We start from the raw sequence: 17,783 nt of genomic DNA, 5'->3' as shown, positions 1-17,783 counted from the left end.
ATTGTGGTACATTAGATATAATAGGCACATTGGGCGGTTGGTCAAATATGGTGGTCAACTCTTTGGGGAATCTCTCTTTTCCTGAGCTCCTTCACAATATTGGCCAGCCCGGAAGCCGCTGCCTCTAGGAGTTTTTCACCTTTTTCCTTACTGGCCAGAGTGGCGTCGCCCATTATGCCCGACCGGGTGTGAGTACTCCAGTAGGGCCACAGGTCGGGCATGGCGCTGGAAGCCCCTGTCTCTATACTCAGGGAAGGCGACCGCAGTTCTTTGACCGCTTTGCTCATGTCAACCAGGTCTGGCCTCAGTGCCAGATAAATAGACGTTTCGAATTCATCAGCGTGGCCTCCGGTGTTTGGAGCTTCCTCGAGGATTTGGCTGCTGACTTCAGCGTATCTGGTTGAGGAGAAATAGAACCGGGCACAGCAGAGTACCTGCCCATCCGTTTCAATCACTATTCGGCGCGCTACGCTGTCGAGCAGGTGGGCGTTGCTCCCGTGCCCGTTGGCAATCAGGATTCGCCTGAAGCCGTGGTGAACCAGAGATTTACATATATCCAGCACATAGTTGATAAAGGTTTCGGGATTGATACTGAGCGAGCCGGGAAAGTCCATATGATGAGGGCTATATCCATGCACAACCGGAGGTACTATGACGACGTCATCGGGTACAAGCTCTCCGGTTCTCTTGCATACCTCCCAGCAAAGACGGACATCCGTGTCTACCGGTAAATGGGGGCCGTGGTCCTCAATGGTGGCGACGGGTACAAGGGCCACTCTATTTTCTTTGGCAACGTCACGAACCTCCGGCCACGTCATCTCACCGTAAAGGAACTTATTGACCATAAAGACCTACCTCCCCGCTAATAGTAATGGTGTATGTTAACGCTATGCAGGCTCGATGTCAAAATATGTAACGCGGTCAGTTTTGAAAACGATTTTACTTATTGCCCTTGAATACGAAGGATTCCCCTGGCTTCAAGAGCTCGACCCTGGTACCCGGTACAAGCTCTCTCACCCTGCCGGCAAACTGCTCGCCTTCATCGGAATCAGGGTCAAAATGTGTGGGGATAACAATCTCTGGCCTTACCCATTGGACACATAAGGATGCTTCGCGTGGCGGCAGATGGGCCCACCCTCCGGTTAGCTCAGGAGAGCCGCCCACCGGAACGAGAGCGATATTGGGTTGATATAGTTCTCCGATTAATTTCATATCGCTGAAAAGCGCCGAGTCTCCAACGTTGTAAATCCTGGTGCCTTCCTCTGGATAGATAATAAAACTGAGCGGCAATCCCGATAGGTGTGTATCTCCAGAAGCAAGGAAAGATATGTGCCGGCATTCAACAGCCTGGATACTGACTTCGTCAATATGTATTAAGTCACCCCAGAGCATGCTGGTTACCTTGTCTTTTTCAACGCCATTTCTTATTGCGTGCACTTTTACCGCAGGGTCGCACACAAGGGTAGCGTTGGTCGCCTTCTGTAAATCGATTGCGTCACCCATATGGTCTTTAGCGCCATGGGTGACCAATATGATGTCTGCCTGGCCAATGTCTTTAACTTTGAGCGGACAAAGGCGATTTGCCGTTATGCAGGGGTCTACCAGTATTTTGCGCCCCTGCGCCTCTATTTCAAAGAATGAAATACCGTAATATTTGAGTGTCGTTGACATATTTGTGCTCCTTTAATCAATAATTATCGAGTATATTAGTTTATTTAACTATATTTCAGGTGGTGATGTCGATTAAAAATAGGGGAAATGTGAGGTCTGAGAAACTATCCAATCATTTTACTGGGGAGCCACAGCATTAACTGAGGGAATAAGACGAACAAACCCAGCCCCACCATTACCAGGAAAATAAAGGGAATTACTCCCCGGATTATATCAATGTTGGTCACTCCCAGTTCTGGGTCGGCACTGCCTTGGCAGACGAATATGGACTGGGCAAGAGGAGGAGTCATAAATGACATCTGCAGATTTACGCATATCATCAGGGCAAACCATACCGGGTCGAATCCCAGCATCGGTGCGATGGGTATCAGTATCGAAACAATGATGAGGATAATCGATATCCAGTCCATAAACATGCCCAGAATGAAGGTCACCAGCATTATGGCCGCAAAAGCGCCCCATGGTCCAAGAGGCAATGCCAGAACCATGTTCTCGATGACTTCTTTACCACCGAAGTATACAAACACGCCCACCGCTGCATTGGCACAGGCGGTGATGAGCATGACAAAGCCGGTCACCCTTAATGTCTCGCGCATGGCGTGTTTCAGCAAATTCCAGCTGAACTTGCGGTAGGCAACAGTAATGAGAATCGACGCTGCCGCCCCGACCCCGGCTGCTTCGTAGACAGTAGCCACACCGAAGAATATCGTCCCCAGCACTGATACCATAATGGCTACAGGTGGTATTATCGAGACGAAAAGCAGAGTCATTTTCCTGGCGAAGGAGATTTGTCTTTCTTCCATGGGAGCCTCGGGTGCTATTTGTGGCTGAAGCCAGGAGCGGACGACAATGTAGGCCAGATATAAACCGGAGAGGATAAAGCCAGGGATAAAGGCGCCAAAAAATAACCTGCCGATGGATACTGCGGCCGTCATCCCCAGGACTACCAGCATGATGCTGGGGGGAATAAGGATACCCAGAGTCCCGCCGGCACAGATTGCGCCGCAGGCCAGTTCCTTGCTGTAACCTCTTCTTACCATGGGGCCAAGTGAGACGGTGGTCAACATGCTCACTGAAGCCTGAACCACGCCCAGACCAGCAGCAACAATGGTGCCCAGTATTACTGTGCTTAGTGCCAGTCCTCCCCTCAGGCGCCCCATCAACAGGTGTAAAGCACCATATAGCCTATCGGCTATGTCTGAGCGGGAAAGCATGACGCCCATGAAGGTAAAGAGAGGTATGGCTATCATATTGTAATTCAATATCATAGAGCTGGCGCGCATGTACAGTAAATGGACAACATTTGGACCCACGGTAAAGTAACCCATTACAGTTCCAACGCCGATAAGTACCAGAGCGACATGATAGCCGGTGAGCACGCCAAGAAATATCGCCAGGAGAAATACTACCGTCAGAATCTCGGGGGATATTTCAATCACTGCGTTTCACCTTTGAAAAGAATATGGAAGTCGCGAACAAATCGGGCGAGGAACTGAAGGAAGAAGAGACACAATCCGATAAAGATTATTGTTAGGTAGAGCAGACTGGTGGGGATACTGCCCTGGTAATGCGTCATATAAAACATGTAAGCACGAAGAACTGAGTGCCAGGCCAGTACTATAAAAGTTCCAAACAGGGGTAAAAAGAGTAACCCGGTGCCGGCGACATCGATTAAGGCCTTCTTTCGGGGGGAGAAGCGAGTGTAGAGAATGTCCACCCTGATGTGCGAATTATATCGTTGTGCATAGGCCCAACCGAACACAATAAGGGCGCCACTAATCATGCGGAAAGAATTGAAGCCCCAGGTTGTTGGTGCATTGAATACGTATCTGGCTATGACTTCCCACAGGATTACGACTATTAGTATCAGCAGAAGCCAGCTCGATATGGCTCCTGCCCATTCATTAACTGAGTCAATAATACGCAGTATCTTTCTCATTGAGTGCTTATCTGCATGATAACGTTGCGCCGTTACTAATGGCTCAAACCGCCGGTGCCGGTGGAAAGGCGGTCTGCACGAAATACGACCACACGGTACAGCGCATAAAAATAGCGGGCCATTGTGGTCTCGAATCACAGGCATCCGCCTGTTCAGGAGCGAGGAACCGTCGGAAAAACGCTCTGTCTTTCAGACCAGAAAGCAACCCGTCGATTATGATACCATCGATAGATACAGCGATGCAAATCGAGTTGTTCGTTAGTTTAGAACGAGCTCAAGTACCAAACTCTCCGTTATTGAAAATAATCGGCAAGATAGGTAATATAGAAAATTTCTCCCGATTTATACACTGCTACTGCACCATAGTAAGTGACCTTGTTAAGAAAAGTTATTTCATATAGTCGACGGTTTTTCCAAACTGTCAATGCGGCGTTAGCTATTTCATCTGCCGTGCTATATCCTGTAGCCCAAAAGATTTCTTGCCAGCCATATTCAGGGTATTCAAGCTTCTTGGTTGTTGCCATATAGCGGCTATGTGTTATTGCGTCCTTGTAACGGTACTTACCCCACATTAGTTCATCTATTCCGTTATCTCCTCTTTCCTGGTTTATCAATTCGAATAGTGCCTGCTCTACATCTTCTTCATTAATTTCCGCTGGTTCCTCTGTTACGACCGCATACTGTTCATTTAACTCTTCATATTGCTTATTCAACTCTTCATACTGGTTACTCAATTCCTCGTACTCGGACTGTATTGTCTCAAGTTCACTCTTCATAGGAGCGTATTGTTTATTCAACTCTTCATACTGGTTACTCAATTCTTCATACTCGGACTGCATTGTCTCAAGTTCGCTCTTCATAGGAGCATATTGCTTATTCAACTCTTCATACTCACCTTGCAGTGACTCAGCTTCAGCCAATTTGCTCTGCAGTGACGCAAGTTGGCCCTGGATTGCACTTAGCTCATTGCTCACTCTATCATACTCTTGCTGCGACACTTCTGGAGAACATGAAGGTATACTAAAAAGTGCGATAACCAGCAACATTGATAGTATGGTTATTTTTCTCATTCTAACTGCCCTCCTAAATCACCGATATTATTAAATCAACTGGTGTCGTAATATTATGACCCTAAATGCTGATTGTCAATATCCCGCACAAACCGAATCCCAGGCTGCACTGAAACGATGGGCATATATCACTGGTTTGGACCCGAGCGTAGTTAGCCAAGATTTAACGCGGCAAATGGCACCTTCTAGAGTCATTCTTCTCTTTTGTGATATATTGAGGGCGAGTCAGGAAGGGAGAACTTGGTCAAAGAAAAACGCAGGCGCATAACTCAACAGGAGGAGCACATATGGAATTAAAAGAAGCTATTAGGAAAAGACAAAGTGTCAGAGACTATGAAGATAAACAGATACCTGAAGAGAAGTTAACGAGAATACTTGAGGCAGCTCGTTTAGCTCCCTCAGCCAGCAATCGGCAACCCTGGAAATTTATTGTAGTAAAAGAGCGCAAACGACGTCAGGAATTAGCACAGGCAGCAAACGGCCAGGCTTTCGTTGGTGAGGCGCCCATAATTATTGTTGCCGTGGCTACAAATGTCGAACATATTATGCCCTGTGGTGTTCCAAGCCATGCTGTTGATTTGGCCATAGCAGTAGACCATATGACCCTCGCAGCGGTAGATGAAGGACTGGGAACTTGCTGGATTGGTGCTTTTTCTCAGCAAAGAGTAAGAGAAATCCTCGGAATTCCAGAGAAATATCGAGTCGTTACTCTTCTTCCTTTAGGTTTCCCAAGGCGAGAAAAGGAAATGAAAGTGCGTAAAGCGCTTGAGGAAATCATCTGTTATGAAACTTTCAAACAATAAAACCTGGGAATTAAGACGCAAAACGTATTCAGTAATAATCGAACTAACCAAACAAATATCCTCGTTTAAGCGAACAATATATTCGAGGAAGCGCGATGTTATTCAAAAATAGAGAGAGGATAGGATAACGTAGTAGGATCATTTGAATTCTACAGGAGGAGAGAGCGATGAGCAGTGTTTCGAAAAAATATACCATACTTGAATCGTGGCCAATGATACGGGAAGACTTTGAAGCGTTCACAAAAGACCCCACTTGTTGGTTCATAGAACAATTTGAAAAAGCAACCCGTGATAGAGATTGGGAGATGGTCAACAAGTTGATTGAAATTTTCAAGATGGTCAATAGCCCACATGAAGAACATAGCCACTAGATACGCATTCTGATACGAACCTAAGCGGTTTATTTGTGTGGGATGAATCAATCATTTACGAATGTGCAATCAATTGGAAGGGGGAGCGGTGGTCGGAAAATAGTTGACATTGACCTTGGTGGGGTCCCAGTTCGAATTTCGAATGGTACCGGCGCGGACGGTGCCTGGGATGGCCTCCGGCTTGGATTACATCACCTCGGCTTCATGGTCAACGATATGGAAGAGGCCTTCCAAGCTTTGCAGTCCAAAGGCGTGGAGTTCGTTGTGAAGCCCACACAACCTCGTCCCGGGGTGAAAACGGCCTTCATCAGGGCCCCAAATGATGTCTTGATAGAGCTCGTTGAGGTAGCGCACTAAAGCTCTGGCCAATAATGGTCTGAAGTATTAAATCGTTAAGAGAATGCGATAGATTGCAGGCTTGCCTCTTCATTCGGAGAGGCGGTAGTATCTTTTCAATCGGGGTATATAAGGAGGAATCATGGGCAAAGTGCAAACAGGACCTCAGAGGTTTAATTACCTTATGCCGGTTGTTCTTGTCGGTACCACCATCAACGACAGGCCGAATTTCATGACTGTTGCTTCATGCGGCGAGGTCTGCGCGGAACCTCCCATGGTCTCGGTAGCCATTCGCCGTCATCGTTACACGCACGGGGGTATCAGACAGCACATGACCTTTTCGGTTAATATCCCCTCCATGGAGCAGGTTAAGGAGGCCGATTTTTGCGGTATCACCACCGGCGCCAAAGTCGATAAAGCGGCTCGCTGCAAGTTCAAAGTATTTTACGGCAAATTGCGTGATGCTCCTCTCATAGAGCAGTGCCCGGTTAATCTGGGATGCAGAGTTATCCAGATTATTAATTTGGGCAGTCACACGCTTTTTATCGGAAGCATTGAAGAAACACACGTTTCAGAGAGCGTTCTGGTGAACGGGAAGCCGACTATCAATAGCATTCAGCCATTTATTTATTCAATGGTGCCGAGCACAACGTATTACCAACTAGGGGAGGAGATGGCCCGAGCATTCAGTATAGGAAAAGAGCTCAAGTAAATGCAACGGGTTGCTTTAGCAGAACAGGCCTTTATTTTTCAGCCTGCTTCCTGCGCTGAGCGAGACCCGCAGCCACCTCTATGGCATTGAGCATATTCTTATGGTCGGCGATGCCCTTCCCCGCTATGTTGAAGGCCGAACCGTGGCTGGGTGTGGTAATGACGATTGGACAGTGAGCGAGAATGATAACTATCTTGCCGAACCCGGCGGCCTTCATGGCGGCAAGCGCCTGGTCATGGTACATGCTGACCACGCCGTCGAACTCACCCTGAAGGGCACGCACGTAAACGGTATCGCCGGGGACCGGCCCCGAGGCGTCGATGCCCTCTGCCTTCGCTTGCTCTATGGCAGGTGCGATTTCATCTGCCTCCTCGTGCCCGATTAAGCCGCCATCTCCAGCATGAGGGTTTAATGCGGACACGGCAATATGCGGGGACTCCAGTCCATAGGAGAGCAAAGCCTCGTTTAAGGCATGAATCGACTTTAAAATGCGCTCTTTGGTAACAAGGTCGGCCAGTTCTCTCATGGGTACATGCTCAATCATGGTATAACGGTAGACCCCTTCCAGTTTGCCAATACCCTTCAAATCTGGGGATTTGAGCACCTCCCGAAGAACATCTTCCTCTTCAACGTAGTGTTTATCGCCGATATGGAGTGTCTCCTTGGTTATGGGGCCGTAGGCTACGCCATCCACCCACCCGTCCACAGCGAGCAGGGACGCTTTCACCAGAGCTTTTGCCTGCAGCTCTCCGGTTTCCGTATCGGGATGCCCCAGAAACAGCAGGTCTTTGTTCCCCTGGGCAAGGTCAAGGACCGTCACCGGAGCATCGCTTTTCACCGCTTCCTCAATGTTGTCAAATACCGGCAGGTCAAAGCGTGCGCCCAAAACATCAAATGCGGCACGCAGCACCTCGGCGTCCTCGGCAATCAACAAACGGCAGCTATCCGGCGGGCCCTCGATGATGACCTTGGCCACGATTTCCGGGCCGATGCCGACGATGTCACCGCAGACAACGGCAATGATGGGTTTATCTTCATTTTTCATAAGTCAGCGTTCCCCTTGAAGCTTAGATAACCGGTTTTCCGTCTTTAACCACCACCACTCCATCAAGCTCCAGCGTACAGAAGGACATGACCAGGTCGTAGTGACCCTTGGCCTTCACCGTCCCTCCGGGGAAATATTCGTTGGTGCCTATGGCAATGTGAAGGTTGTCCTGGGAGCCCTCATCCATGAGATTGGTGCCGTCGGCCTTGGCGCTCGGGTTCATGCCGATGCCCAGTTCCGCAATACTGTAGATGTTGGGGTCCTGTAAGCTCTCAAGGTATGGCTTGAGCTGCTCCGCTTCCCAGCCGCCCTTGATGTCCTTCACCAGCCCGCTGCTCACGGTGCATTCCACCGGCTCTTTGAGCAGCACGAAGCCCAGGTCGGAAGGCAGGTCCTCAATGCTGACATCAGCGACGATTTTGCCCTCCGATGTCCCCTCAACCGGGGCGCAGTTGACCTCGAGGCAGGGCGGAGAAGCGAGCATGCCATTTCCGGTGAATCCGGTAAACGGTTGTCCTTTTCTCCCGTCGATGCTCAAGGTGATATCCGTACCTTTGGCATTGGTTACCCGGGCGGTCTTCGCCTTGGTGACCAGCTCGGCCAGCTTCTCAATCTGCGGCCTCAGCGCATGAAAATCGGCGTCAAAGGCACCTTTGGCCAGATAGGCTTCATCAACCTCTCCAAGCACCATCAGCTTCTTGCCCCGCTTCAATGCTTCATGGCGTAGCGGAGTATGGCCGATGCTCACGGTCATCGGGGCTATGATGACATCTGCCTCCATGGCCATTTTGTAAACGGGCTCCGGCACGGGGTCGCCGTGGGCTTTGAGCGGGGGTATTATGGTAAAAAGGGGAACGGCGTTCCTCTGAAATACCTGTGCGGTCAATAATTTGCCCAGGTTGGCGGTGTGAAAGTCACACAGTATGAGGACATTTTCCCCTTTCTCCACCTGCGCGAGGTCGATGATGGTACTGGTTCGTTTCTGCATCATCACTTCCTGAAACATCTCTTCCATAAATAGTTATAGCCTCCTGTAAAACAGTCTACTTATTGGGTGTTTATCTACTTACTTGCCACTGCTTCTAGCAACTCGGCGGCACGGACCGGATTGAAGACGCCGCAGCTGCAGTTGGGCGCGAGGACCTTTGCGGCCGCTTCGGGAGTCCTTCTCCCCTCTCTAATTTCGTTGACCAAAACCTTGACCAGGTTGGCAGGTATCATGCCGTGACCGCACATGGTGGTGACTTCCAGGATATCGTTGTCGGGCAGCAAGTCTTGCTTCCCCCATATCCCCAGCGAAAAGTTGGCCGTATGGTGCTTCAATCCGGCTTTCTCGAAGCACTCATCTACTTTTTCAAAGATACCGCTCACTATCACCGATAATCCCAGGTCTGCTTCCTTAACCTCCTTGAGGAACTCTGTCAAGTCCGCGGGATTATCAAATACGGCGAAGGAGTCCCCATTCGCTTCAGCGATGATGTCATCAGCGGGGAACTCAAATCTATTCCCCTTCATTTCGCTGGCCATATTTACCGGGTTGTGGCGCAGGGCGATGCGCAAAAACTCCTGGCACTTGGGAAGGTAGCCTTCATTGTTGAACCCCATTGCCCGCAATGTCATCACAACGAAGTCTTTGCTCAGACTCTCCGCGGTTCCTCGGCGATGTAGCGTATGTGTCATCCTTATCCTCCTTATACATCAGCCAGGGGCCTTCCCAGCCCGGCATTCTGTTTTCCATTGATATAGTAGGGGATGCCCAGCTCATCCAGTTTCTTTCTCAGCGGGTAAGAGCCATCCGGTTCAGCCCGGTTGATATTGCAAACACTCACCACGGTGTTTATTTTCCTGGTTGCTTCCCTCAGGCTGCTGAGCACCTCTTCCAGTCTTTCTATAGGAAATACCGCCTCAACGACGCAGGACATCACTTTTTCATTCAATATGTCCTCTCTCAATTTCCCCGTGCTTGTATCCACCATCATCTTGGTAATCGGATTGTTGTCTTCGAACTGTACTTTCAGTTTCGCCAGCGCCCGGGTCAACGTATCGACGTCTCGCATGCGGGCACCGATACCCGGGCGGCCGACATCGATACCTAAACCGACCCATCCCCGCTTAAACCTTCCGGTAACGTCGTTGGTTTTCATCTCTTCCGTACCGCGTCCGGCAATGCCGGTCGATTTATGCGGGACTCCCGGTTCGGAGAAATGGTTGCGTAAGGAGCGCGGCCAGTCTGACGGTTCAAAGATAAGGCATTCTCGCTCTTTCAGGTCGCATCGCAGGCATCGCTGTGCTTCCTCGATGGCCATCTCCTTACTGTAGCCAAGCTCTACCTGACTGAATCCACCGAGCCGCTGCTCGACTCGAAGGGTAGGCGTAGTTGGCCGCCGCTTCTCTTCACTTTCGTCGCGCGGGGCGCCTCCTGCCTCCGATGGTGCCAGTACCTCGTGAATATACCCGTTACCTCCCAGGTACCGGTCCATAGAGATGGCCGCCTTCCTTCCGGCCGCAATTGCTCTGATGATTGAAGCCGGCCCGGTTACCGCATCGCCTCCGGCGAAGACCCCTGCTTTGGAGGTGGCGAGGGTCTTGGGGTCGACCTCGATGACGCTGCTCGGGCCAATAGCTAAATCGAACTGTCGGGGGATCTCCGGAAGCTGGCCGACAGCGGCAATGACGGTATCAAAACTCATGGAGAACTCACTGCCCTTGATTGGCATCGGTCTCGGCCGGCCGCTGTCATCAGGGGCCCCCAATTCGGTGCGGACAAACTCCAGCTCCGCCTTCCCACCCCGGCTGGATATCCTTGAGGGTGCCGCTAAATAGTGAAATTTTACTCCCTCAGTAAGCGCTTCCTGGACTTCCTCATCGGTGGCCGGCATCTCTGTCTCCGAACGGCGGTAGAAGACAGTTACTTCCTTTGCCCCGAGGCGAAGCGCAGTTCGCGCCGCATCGATAGCGGAATTGCCACCACCGATAACGGCAACGCTATTCCCCACCGCTATCGCATCACCACACTTGACCTTTCTCAGAAAGTCGATGGCCTCCATCACCTGGGGATTGTCCTCCCCCTCAATACCCATCCGGGTACCCTGGTGTGCCCCGATGGCGACGAAGACAGCGTTATAGCCCTCCTCAAATAGCCTGTCTATCGAGTCAACCCGGCTATTTGTCTTTATCTCCACACCGGTATCTTCTATCTCTTTTATCTCCGACCTGATGGCGTCCCTGGGCAGCCGATATTCAGGTATGCCCCACAGCATCATCCCACCTGGCTCGGGTAAGGCCTCGTATACCGTTACTGAATGCCCGCGCTTGGCCAGATAATAGGCAGCAGTCAACCCGGCCGGCCCCGAACCGATGACGGCGACTCGCTTTCCAGAGGTTGGGGCGGCCTTGCTCTTTCCCTTCCACATGCCGTTGCCATGCTCCCAGGCGAACCTCTTCAGCATCCTGATAGCAATCGAATCATCAAACCGCCCTCGAGCACACCGCGCTTCACAGGGGTGAAAACAGACGAATCCGCAAATGGCAGGGAAGGGTATTTTTTCCCGGATGACTGCCAGTGCCTCATCGGGTTTCCCGTCAGCGATGAACTGGATATAGCGCGGCACATCAATACCTGCTGGACAGGATTGGCTGCACGGGGTTTTAAAGAGGCCGGGGCAACTTTGCGCATGCTGACATAAGCAGCAGTCCACGCATTCATCTTGGTCGATGACGGCATGGTTCTCCTGGATGCTGATTGCCTCCATCGGGCAGTAGGGTATACACGCTTCGCATGCAACACAGACTTCGGGTTCAACTCTCATTGCCATTTCTTATTCCCCTTATCTCTATTAATACCTGCAGATGAGCACGCACTGATAGTGTTGATGCACATAGTGAACCTCTGTCGGTCATTTTTCGGAGCAGTGGTGCAGGCAGATGACATAGCTGGATTTACAGGGATTATAAATGGCATCCTTCAGCAATGTCAAGCTAACTCCCGCTATGGGAAGAAGTGCTTCGCTTATATCCTTGGCGGTCGGCAGCGACTTTATTTCCTGTATCACTTTATCCATTGAGGTAAATAATCGCCCTCGTACGGTTTGACAAAACTCCACGGCTTTCTTAGGATAGTTAGAGTATTCCCCAGGGAGGTCTTTAATTTCCATGGATGATATGATGAAGAAGATGATTCTGCCCAAACATGCCCAGAAGATAGTAGACTTGGCGCGGATTGAGAAAGGGGACGAGGTTCTCGTTCTATGCGATTTCAAAACGGCCAGCGTGGGCCAGTTGCTCGCGTCACAGGTTTACAGTATAGGCGCCGTGCCGATTCTCACCATCGTTCCCCCCCTGCCGGTAGAGACACCCCCTCCGGACCCCGTTTCCGAAATGGGTCTGCGTGTGGATGCGCTGATTGCGGTAATGTCAACCAACATCGCTCACTCCTCGCTGCGTGTCGAAGCCCTGAAGAAAGGGATTAAAGTCGCCATGATTCCTCAGCTCAATGAGGAATTTCTGGCTCATGAGCTTTTGACGCCGATTTCCACGCTCTGAGACCCAAACTGGAAAAGATGGCTGAACTGGTGACCAGGGCGAAGGTTGCCAGGGTGACCACTCCGAAGGGGACTGACCTCACCCTGGGCGTTGAGGGGAGAAAGGCGCAGGCATTCCACGGTTTCGCGGAAAAGGGCATGCTCTCCAGCCCGCCGAATATCGAGGTGAACTGCGGGCCTGTTGAGGGCACAGCCGAGGGCAAATTCGTCGCCGACGTGGCTCTCGATATTTTGCCTCCCGAGTACGGGTTCGTCCTGGTGAGCGAGCCTATTGAGGTGACGGTACATAAGGGATTTGCTACCGAGATAAAAGGTGGCCGGGAAGCGGAGGCACTCAAAGAAATCCTGGAGGCGACCAAAGACCCCAACGTGTATAACATCGCGGAACTGGGCATTGGCATGAACCCCAAGTGCATTCCCGACGGGAGGCCGCTTATGAATGAAGGCACGCTCGGCAACATTCATATCGGCATTGGGACGAATGAGTATTTCCCCGGAGGGACAATAAGGGCTGCCGCGCACCTGGATTTGGTCATGTCCAAGGCCACACTGGAGCTGGACGGAGCTGTCGTAATGAAGGACGGCAAGCTGACCTTTTGAGCTTAACCTCGCTCCGCCGCCTGAACATGTGGATTCACCAGCCATCTGCGGGATTTGATAATTCTATCCCAATGTATTATATTCGAATAGGTACTCTTAAAACGGAAAGGAGAGAGACGTAAATGAGGATTGACGGGGATATCTGTATCGCGTGCGAAGTGTGTATACCCTACTGTCCGCTGAGGGCCATCAGCATGAAAGGCGATGTGGCCGTCATTGACCAGGACGAATGCGTGGACTGTGGTGTCTGCAGGAACTCAGGTGTTTGTCCCGTGGACTGCATTATATACGAAGAAGCACCCTGGCCTCGCTCGTTGCGCGCCACCTTCTCCAACCCGAGGATAGAGCATAAGGCGACAGGGGTTGCCGGACGTGGGACGGAGGAGATGAAGACCAACGAGGTCACCGGCAGATTTCAAAGGGGATGGATCGGCCTGGGCTGTGAATTCGGGCGGCCGGGCATCGGCACACGTTTCCGCGATGTGGATAAGGTGGCCCAGGTGCTCGCCAGGCATGGCGTTGAGTTCGAACCCAAGAACCCGGTTACCATTCTCATGGAGGACGTGAAGACGGGTAAGCTCAATGAAGAGGTGCTCAATGAAAAGGTGCTCTCCGCTATCATTGAATGCTTGCTGCCCATAGAGAAGTTTGAAGAGATTATTAGCGCCCTTGGAGAGGTATCCAAAGAAATCGATACGGTAATGACGGTTGAGTGCATCAACCGGGCTGACCCTGACGGCTCCTATCCGCTGCGCAAGCTGATGGATAAGGCGGGCATTTCCTATCGTATCAATGGAAAGCAGAATGCCGGACTGGGCAGGCCCAAAGCGAAGGTTTAAAGATTTAAGGAGGAGATAATGACGCACACCTTGCACCGCCGAGGAACCGCCGAGAGTTTGAGTGAAGACTTCGTCGTTTTAATTATACCCGCCATGGGGATAAACAGTAACGGTCACGAAGCTAAATTGAAGGATTTCCTTAATATAGTCCTGAAGTACAAGCCGGTGAACATTGGCCATGTTGATAAAGGTGGCATGGACCCCAGCAAATGGGAGGAGGTTATCGCCAATCCCAGTAAGCTGGCCCACGCGGTATTTGACAATCAAGACGCGGTCGCCGGGGTCCTGAAGGAGCTTAAGGAAGCGGACTTGGGGCTTTCCGTGGTGGTAAGCGGTATATTTGAGAAGGTTGACGAGTGCTTTGAGCAGGCCGGGCTACAGCATCATACCGCTAACTTCTCGCTGGAGACATGGGGGAAGACGGAGAAACTGCCCAGCCAGGATATCCTTGAAGTTACCACCATGTGCGGTCACGCTATGATTGCAACCGACCTGGTCCATGCTATGGCTGATGAGGTAAAAACGGGGAGGAAGACCCCTGAGGAGGCAGCCAGGGTGCTGGCGCCACAATGCGCCTGCGGTATATTCAATCCGGCTCGGGCAGCCAAGCTTCTTGCCGCCATGGCCAAGAAATAAAAGAATATCGGGAATAGAGACTGCCGTCCGCTAAAGGACGGCAGGTTGTGAAATAAGCGACTGAGGTTAGCAAAACCTTGGTCGCTTGTTTTTGATTAGCAGATGGTGGTGCCACCGTCAGCGAAGAGCACATGTCCCGTAACAAAATCCGAGGCATCCGACGCGAGGAACAAGGCGGCGCTGACGCAGTCCTGCGGGGCACCAGCTCGTCCCTGGCGATGGCGAGGCCGATACCCCGGTTCCCGCCGGTAACGATGGCTACTTTATTCGATAGGTCGAACATATTCATCTTCACATCACCAGCTTTCCGCATCGACTGAGGTCAGAAAATCGAGCAGTGACCAGTTGAAAAGCTCAGGCTCCTCTACATTGATGGTATGGCCGGACTTCGGGAAAACTACCAGACCTGAGTTAAGCATGTTCTGTTTCATAAAAATACCGGGCTCAACGCATGGCTGGTCTTCATCTCCGGTCAATATCAGAGTAGGCAGATCGATTTTCTTCAATTGTGGTTCCAGCTCGTAGATGGTCGGCCTCGGGATGATAAAACGCCGGATAGTATTGGCTGAGCCGATATCGGAATGGCGGCCCAGCGCCTCGTAATACTTCTCCCATCCTTTGGGGTCTTTGTGGCGGAGCTGGATTCGGTTCGCTTCATAAGCGTATTCATCCTTTAGCTTATGCATGCCCTCGGTTTCTATCTTATGCGCATGGCCTTCTTGCAGACGTTCCCACTCTTTCCGGGTTTCCTTATCGAAGAAGGCGCCGGCTCCGGTGGCGGCCAGAATCAACCCCCTGGCCATTTCCGGGTGGGCGCTGCCGAAAGCCAGGCTCACATAGCCCCCGAGGGAGAGCCCACCGATATAGGCTTCCTTGATATCTAAATGGCGCAGGAGCTGATGCAGGTCTTCGACGCCGTGTTCCCAGGAATAATCTGAGGGACTGCTTGGTACATCGGACGGCGGCCATCCTCTGGCATTGTAGGTGATAACTTGATAGCGCCTTTGTAGAAATCTCACCTGGTGGTCCCAGGATTCCAGATCGGCGCAGAACTCGTGGCCCAGGATGAGTGGGAAACCCTTTCCCGTCACTTCATAGTGTAGATTGACCCCGTTGACAAATGCTTTTGGCATAATAGAGACCTCCTACTAATATATGGCATCGCCCTTCAACCAGTCAACACGGACAAATATCTGCCTTTATCTGAAAGAGCCTGGTCGCGCCTCCCAAGCGCTGACTTGCGCTTTAAATTCGCGGTGTCTCAGGTGCTATCTGATCATCTGATTGGGTAACCAGAGGATTATCTGAGGGAAAGCGACCATGAGCCCGAGGCAGATCATTATCATAATAACATACGGGATTACCCCTCGTATGATGTCAGTCAGAGCTATGCCTAAATCAGGTGGGGCTTGACCCCTCAGGAAGAATATAGCCCAGGCGAAAGGCGGGGTCATGAAGGACATCTGAAGGTTAACGCAGATCATCATGGCGAACCAGATTTCGTCAAAACCCAGTGTTTTGGCAATAGGTGTAACTATGGGGACTAAAATGAAGACGATGCCCATCCAGTCAATGAAGAAACCCATAATGAAGGCGATGAACATCACTATGGCAAAGACACCCCATTTTCCTCCCGGCACCGACAGAATGGCCGATGATATTACTTTGTCGCAGCCAGCGGCTATGAAGACACTAACAAAGGAGAGGGCCATGGCCACGATGAGGAAGATGAAGCCAACGGACCTGAAGCATGCCGTGGTGACATCACGCACAAGACTATGCTCTAGACGGGCGATTGCACGAAGTTGTATTTTCCCAACAGGACTGTGGTCTAGCATTGTTCATTTTGGACCGCGCCCTGCTTTTTAGCTTTGAAATGGGCCATTGTGGTCTCGAACCACAGACCTCAGTCTTATTAACGTAATTTTTCATAATAAGACCTCTGCTTCTTTTATTAGTTATTAATGTACTATTTCTACATGAACTTAGTCAATAGAAGTGCACAAAAGGTAGCGTTCCATTTTAGTTGGTTGGTGAGCTAAGATAATTTTAGGGGGTGGATTATGATAGAAGTAGTTAGTAGAATAACCTGTAAAAACTGTGGGTCAACTCACGTAGTAAAAATTCGGTATGACCCCCATAAAGGGTACCACTCTTTAAGTTAGGATTACCGGAAGTCTAGTCTCAGGAGCTGGTGGTCTATAACGTAAAGCACTATGTGGTCGAACATGATTATACTCCTGCCGCTATTGTTCTATCAATATCTTTGCTTCAGTCAGTGTGGTAAATATCTCACGATTGAGTAACTCGTCTCTCAGCTTCCCATTGAAGGACTCTATCTGTCTTCAAACATCGCTCTCTTTTTCTTTTACACCCTTGCGTTTTTGGGCCTCATAGTATATCCTTGCTCTTTCAACTTCTAAAAATAAATACATGCCCAGATTGAGCAATATTATCGTCATGCGTATTAATGACATCCCTCTAGCTTTAGCAAATTCTCTTACAGCAACAAATGTCGCTCTATCGGTATGTAGTATTCCGCCTTTCCCTTGCTCTCTAGTGACAATAATATTCTTATGGCGGTTGATAATTGCTACAGCGTTTCGAATAAAACTCATTGTAGTACTACCAAAAGCATATTTTAGTCTTGTTTGTTCGTATTTGTCGTACTACCGCGTAGTACGACAGGCTCAACATTGCACTAAAATTGTACTTAAAATGACCAATATTAAGTACAATTTTCATTAGAATTGCAGAAAAAATCGATAAAATGACGATGTAATGTCCCAAATTGAATATTTCTCCATTAAAATTCTCACCCTTCTTCAAACATTGTCCTCTTTTTCGTTCTGTAAGCGTTTTTTGCGACCTGGCTTCGGATTAAAATGATCCCAAATACTCACCCCCGCTCTGACCTGCCCCCAGAAGTGGCACCACCTACAGAGTTAGCGCAGCGAGCATTTTAGCTTCAAGGTGCCGGAGGCCTGTAGCCCTTGGCGCTATGCGGCCTCACCTGATTGTACCCCCTTCTCCATTGCTCAATCAATACCTTCGCTTCGGTCAGGGTTGTGAAGATCTCACCATTCAGTAATTCATCCCTCAGTTTACTGTTGAATGATTCGACGTAACCGTTCTCCCACGGGCTACCGGGTTCAATAAACAGAGTCTTCACTCCGACTCGATTCAACCACTTACGCACCGCCTTCGCGGTAAACTCGGG

The 17,783-nt window shown here is 50.4% G+C and carries 22 protein-coding genes and 2 pseudogenes; 8 read left to right on the top strand and 16 right to left on the bottom strand.

Going from position 1 to position 17,783, the window contains the following annotated elements; translation table 11 throughout:
* Nucleotides 1-41: 41 nt before the first annotated feature.
* The 5 genes from KKD83_06540 to KKD83_06520 form a co-directional block, all read right to left on the bottom strand.
* Nucleotides 42-845, bottom strand: a complete 804-nt coding sequence (locus KKD83_06540; protein ID MBU2535804.1) for a creatininase family protein — start codon at nt 843-845, stop codon at nt 42-44.
* 94 nt (nt 846-939) lie between these two features.
* Entirely contained in the window at nt 940-1,671 is a 732-nt protein-coding gene (locus KKD83_06535) for a metal-dependent hydrolase (GenBank protein MBU2535803.1), read from the bottom strand.
* A gap of 104 nt (nt 1,672-1,775) precedes the next feature.
* Complete coding sequence (locus tag KKD83_06530; protein ID MBU2535802.1) at nt 1,776-3,110, bottom strand: TRAP transporter large permease subunit; 1,335 nt, start codon at nt 3,108-3,110, stop codon at nt 1,776-1,778.
* A complete protein-coding gene (locus KKD83_06525; protein ID MBU2535801.1) occupies nt 3,107-3,610 on the bottom strand; it encodes a TRAP transporter small permease subunit in 504 nt (167 codons plus the stop codon). The genes KKD83_06530 and KKD83_06525 overlap by 4 nt, the downstream gene beginning before the upstream one ends.
* A 293-nt stretch (nt 3,611-3,903) precedes the next feature.
* Nucleotides 3,904-4,680 (bottom strand): hypothetical protein, encoded by a 777-nt coding sequence (locus tag KKD83_06520; GenBank protein ID MBU2535800.1) that lies wholly within the window; start codon nt 4,678-4,680, stop codon nt 3,904-3,906.
* Between the two features lie 287 nt (nt 4,681-4,967).
* On the opposite strand from KKD83_06520, the gene KKD83_06515 reads away from it, so the two are divergent.
* The 4 genes from KKD83_06515 (at nt 4,968) to KKD83_06500 (ending at nt 6,902) form a co-directional block, all read left to right on the top strand.
* Complete coding sequence (locus tag KKD83_06515) at nt 4,968-5,483, top strand: nitroreductase family protein (GenBank protein MBU2535799.1); 516 nt, start codon at nt 4,968-4,970, stop codon at nt 5,481-5,483.
* A gap of 167 nt (nt 5,484-5,650) precedes the next feature.
* Nucleotides 5,651-5,854, top strand: coding sequence for a hypothetical protein (locus tag KKD83_06510; protein MBU2535798.1), 204 nt, complete (start codon nt 5,651-5,653; stop codon nt 5,852-5,854).
* Between the two features lie 42 nt (nt 5,855-5,896).
* A complete protein-coding gene (locus KKD83_06505; protein ID MBU2535797.1) occupies nt 5,897-6,211 on the top strand; it encodes a VOC family protein in 315 nt (104 codons plus the stop codon).
* A gap of 121 nt (nt 6,212-6,332) precedes the next feature.
* Nucleotides 6,333-6,902 (top strand): flavin reductase family protein, encoded by a 570-nt coding sequence (locus KKD83_06500; GenBank protein ID MBU2535796.1) that lies wholly within the window; start codon nt 6,333-6,335, stop codon nt 6,900-6,902.
* A 31-nt stretch (nt 6,903-6,933) separates the two neighbouring features.
* Here the strand turns inward: KKD83_06500 and KKD83_06495 are convergent, their stop codons facing one another.
* The 5 genes from KKD83_06495 to KKD83_06475 form a co-directional block, all read right to left on the bottom strand.
* The gene (locus KKD83_06495) at nt 6,934-7,947 is read right to left on the bottom strand and encodes a 4-hydroxythreonine-4-phosphate dehydrogenase PdxA (protein MBU2535795.1); all 1,014 of its coding nucleotides are present in this window, start codon (nt 7,945-7,947) and stop codon (nt 6,934-6,936) included.
* Nucleotides 7,948-7,969: 22 nt separating this feature from the next.
* Nucleotides 7,970-8,962: a hypothetical protein gene (locus KKD83_06490; GenBank protein MBU2535794.1), complete on the bottom strand. Its 993-nt coding sequence runs from the start codon at nt 8,960-8,962 to the stop codon at nt 7,970-7,972.
* Between the two features lie 47 nt (nt 8,963-9,009).
* Complete coding sequence (locus KKD83_06485) at nt 9,010-9,627, bottom strand: hypothetical protein (protein MBU2535793.1); 618 nt, start codon at nt 9,625-9,627, stop codon at nt 9,010-9,012.
* An 11-nt stretch (nt 9,628-9,638) separates the two neighbouring features.
* Nucleotides 9,639-11,762 carry an FAD-dependent oxidoreductase gene (locus KKD83_06480; GenBank protein MBU2535792.1) on the bottom strand — a complete coding sequence of 708 codons (2,124 nt, stop codon included), beginning with the start codon at nt 11,760-11,762 and terminating at the stop codon, nt 9,639-9,641.
* Nucleotides 11,763-11,843: 81 nt separating this feature from the next.
* Complete coding sequence (locus KKD83_06475) at nt 11,844-12,008, bottom strand: hypothetical protein (protein MBU2535791.1); 165 nt, start codon at nt 12,006-12,008, stop codon at nt 11,844-11,846.
* Between the two features lie 91 nt (nt 12,009-12,099).
* Between KKD83_06475 and KKD83_06470 the strand changes: the two genes are divergently transcribed.
* The 4 genes from KKD83_06470 to KKD83_06455 all read left to right on the top strand — a co-directional run bounded on the left by KKD83_06470 (nt 12,100) and on the right by KKD83_06455 (nt 14,563).
* Nucleotides 12,100-12,489, top strand: a complete 390-nt coding sequence (locus KKD83_06470; protein MBU2535790.1) for a hypothetical protein — start codon at nt 12,100-12,102, stop codon at nt 12,487-12,489.
* Between the two features lie 17 nt (nt 12,490-12,506).
* Entirely contained in the window at nt 12,507-13,088 is a 582-nt protein-coding gene (locus tag KKD83_06465; GenBank protein MBU2535789.1) for a hypothetical protein, read from the top strand.
* A 122-nt stretch (nt 13,089-13,210) separates the two neighbouring features.
* Nucleotides 13,211-13,927 carry a hypothetical protein gene (locus KKD83_06460; protein ID MBU2535788.1) on the top strand — a complete coding sequence of 239 codons (717 nt, stop codon included), beginning with the start codon at nt 13,211-13,213 and terminating at the stop codon, nt 13,925-13,927.
* An 18-nt stretch (nt 13,928-13,945) separates the two neighbouring features.
* Nucleotides 13,946-14,563, top strand: a complete 618-nt coding sequence (locus tag KKD83_06455) for a hypothetical protein (GenBank protein MBU2535787.1) — start codon at nt 13,946-13,948, stop codon at nt 14,561-14,563.
* A gap of 95 nt (nt 14,564-14,658) precedes the next feature.
* On the opposite strand, the pseudogene KKD83_06450 reads toward KKD83_06455, so the two are convergent.
* From KKD83_06450 to KKD83_06425, 6 genes and pseudogenes are all read right to left on the bottom strand, one after another.
* Nucleotides 14,659-14,775: pseudogene (locus tag KKD83_06450) on the bottom strand (SDR family oxidoreductase).
* A gap of 84 nt (nt 14,776-14,859) precedes the next feature.
* Complete coding sequence (locus KKD83_06445; GenBank protein ID MBU2535786.1) at nt 14,860-15,696, bottom strand: alpha/beta hydrolase; 837 nt, start codon at nt 15,694-15,696, stop codon at nt 14,860-14,862.
* 135 nt (nt 15,697-15,831) lie between these two features.
* Nucleotides 15,832-16,335: a TRAP transporter large permease subunit gene (locus KKD83_06440; GenBank protein ID MBU2535785.1), complete on the bottom strand. Its 504-nt coding sequence runs from the start codon at nt 16,333-16,335 to the stop codon at nt 15,832-15,834.
* Between the two features lie 384 nt (nt 16,336-16,719).
* A pseudogene (locus KKD83_06435) lies at nt 16,720-16,899 on the bottom strand (transposase).
* Nucleotides 16,900-16,908: 9 nt separating this feature from the next.
* Nucleotides 16,909-17,181: a hypothetical protein gene (locus tag KKD83_06430; protein ID MBU2535784.1), complete on the bottom strand. Its 273-nt coding sequence runs from the start codon at nt 17,179-17,181 to the stop codon at nt 16,909-16,911.
* A gap of 350 nt (nt 17,182-17,531) precedes the next feature.
* Nucleotides 17,532-17,783: integrase core domain-containing protein (locus KKD83_06425; protein ID MBU2535783.1), on the bottom strand; the 252-nt coding region annotated here is incomplete at its 5' end.

The sequence above is a fragment of the Chloroflexota bacterium genome, from assembly GCA_018829775.1.
GTDB lineage: Bacteria > Chloroflexota > Dehalococcoidia > Dehalococcoidales > RBG-16-60-22 > E44-bin89.
Note: the sequence above shows the minus strand (reverse complement) of the source record. Positions and strands in the feature narration are given on the sequence as shown.

Excerpts from the sequence above, each read along its gene's own strand:
- KKD83_06500 (MBU2535796.1), top strand. The coding sequence starts at position 6,333 with ATGGGCAAAGTGCAAACAGGACCTCAGAGGTTTAATTACCTTATGCCG.
- KKD83_06510 (MBU2535798.1), top strand. The coding sequence starts at position 5,651 with ATGAGCAGTGTTTCGAAAAAATATACCATACTTGAATCGTGGCCAATG.
- KKD83_06485 (MBU2535793.1), bottom strand. The coding sequence starts at position 9,627 with ATGACACATACGCTACATCGCCGAGGAACCGCGGAGAGTCTGAGCAAA.
- KKD83_06480 (MBU2535792.1), bottom strand. The coding sequence starts at position 11,762 with ATGGCAATGAGAGTTGAACCCGAAGTCTGTGTTGCATGCGAAGCGTGT.
- KKD83_06540 (MBU2535804.1), bottom strand. The coding sequence starts at position 845 with ATGGTCAATAAGTTCCTTTACGGTGAGATGACGTGGCCGGAGGTTCGT.
- KKD83_06520 (MBU2535800.1), bottom strand. The coding sequence starts at position 4,680 with ATGAGAAAAATAACCATACTATCAATGTTGCTGGTTATCGCACTTTTT.
- KKD83_06505 (MBU2535797.1), top strand. The coding sequence starts at position 5,897 with ATGAATCAATCATTTACGAATGTGCAATCAATTGGAAGGGGGAGCGGT.
- KKD83_06475 (MBU2535791.1), bottom strand. The coding sequence starts at position 12,008 with ATGGATAAAGTGATACAGGAAATAAAGTCGCTGCCGACCGCCAAGGAT.
- KKD83_06535 (MBU2535803.1), bottom strand. The coding sequence starts at position 1,671 with ATGTCAACGACACTCAAATATTACGGTATTTCATTCTTTGAAATAGAG.
- KKD83_06445 (MBU2535786.1), bottom strand. The coding sequence starts at position 15,696 with ATGCCAAAAGCATTTGTCAACGGGGTCAATCTACACTATGAAGTGACG.
- KKD83_06455 (MBU2535787.1), top strand. The coding sequence starts at position 13,946 with ATGACGCACACCTTGCACCGCCGAGGAACCGCCGAGAGTTTGAGTGAA.
- KKD83_06465 (MBU2535789.1), top strand. The coding sequence starts at position 12,507 with ATGGCTGAACTGGTGACCAGGGCGAAGGTTGCCAGGGTGACCACTCCG.
- KKD83_06470 (MBU2535790.1), top strand. The coding sequence starts at position 12,100 with ATGGATGATATGATGAAGAAGATGATTCTGCCCAAACATGCCCAGAAG.
- KKD83_06495 (MBU2535795.1), bottom strand. The coding sequence starts at position 7,947 with ATGAAAAATGAAGATAAACCCATCATTGCCGTTGTCTGCGGTGACATC.
- KKD83_06525 (MBU2535801.1), bottom strand. The coding sequence starts at position 3,610 with ATGAGAAAGATACTGCGTATTATTGACTCAGTTAATGAATGGGCAGGA.
- KKD83_06460 (MBU2535788.1), top strand. The coding sequence starts at position 13,211 with ATGAGGATTGACGGGGATATCTGTATCGCGTGCGAAGTGTGTATACCC.
- KKD83_06490 (MBU2535794.1), bottom strand. The coding sequence starts at position 8,962 with ATGGAAGAGATGTTTCAGGAAGTGATGATGCAGAAACGAACCAGTACC.
- KKD83_06515 (MBU2535799.1), top strand. The coding sequence starts at position 4,968 with ATGGAATTAAAAGAAGCTATTAGGAAAAGACAAAGTGTCAGAGACTAT.
- KKD83_06430 (MBU2535784.1), bottom strand. The coding sequence starts at position 17,181 with ATGAGTTTTATTCGAAACGCTGTAGCAATTATCAACCGCCATAAGAAT.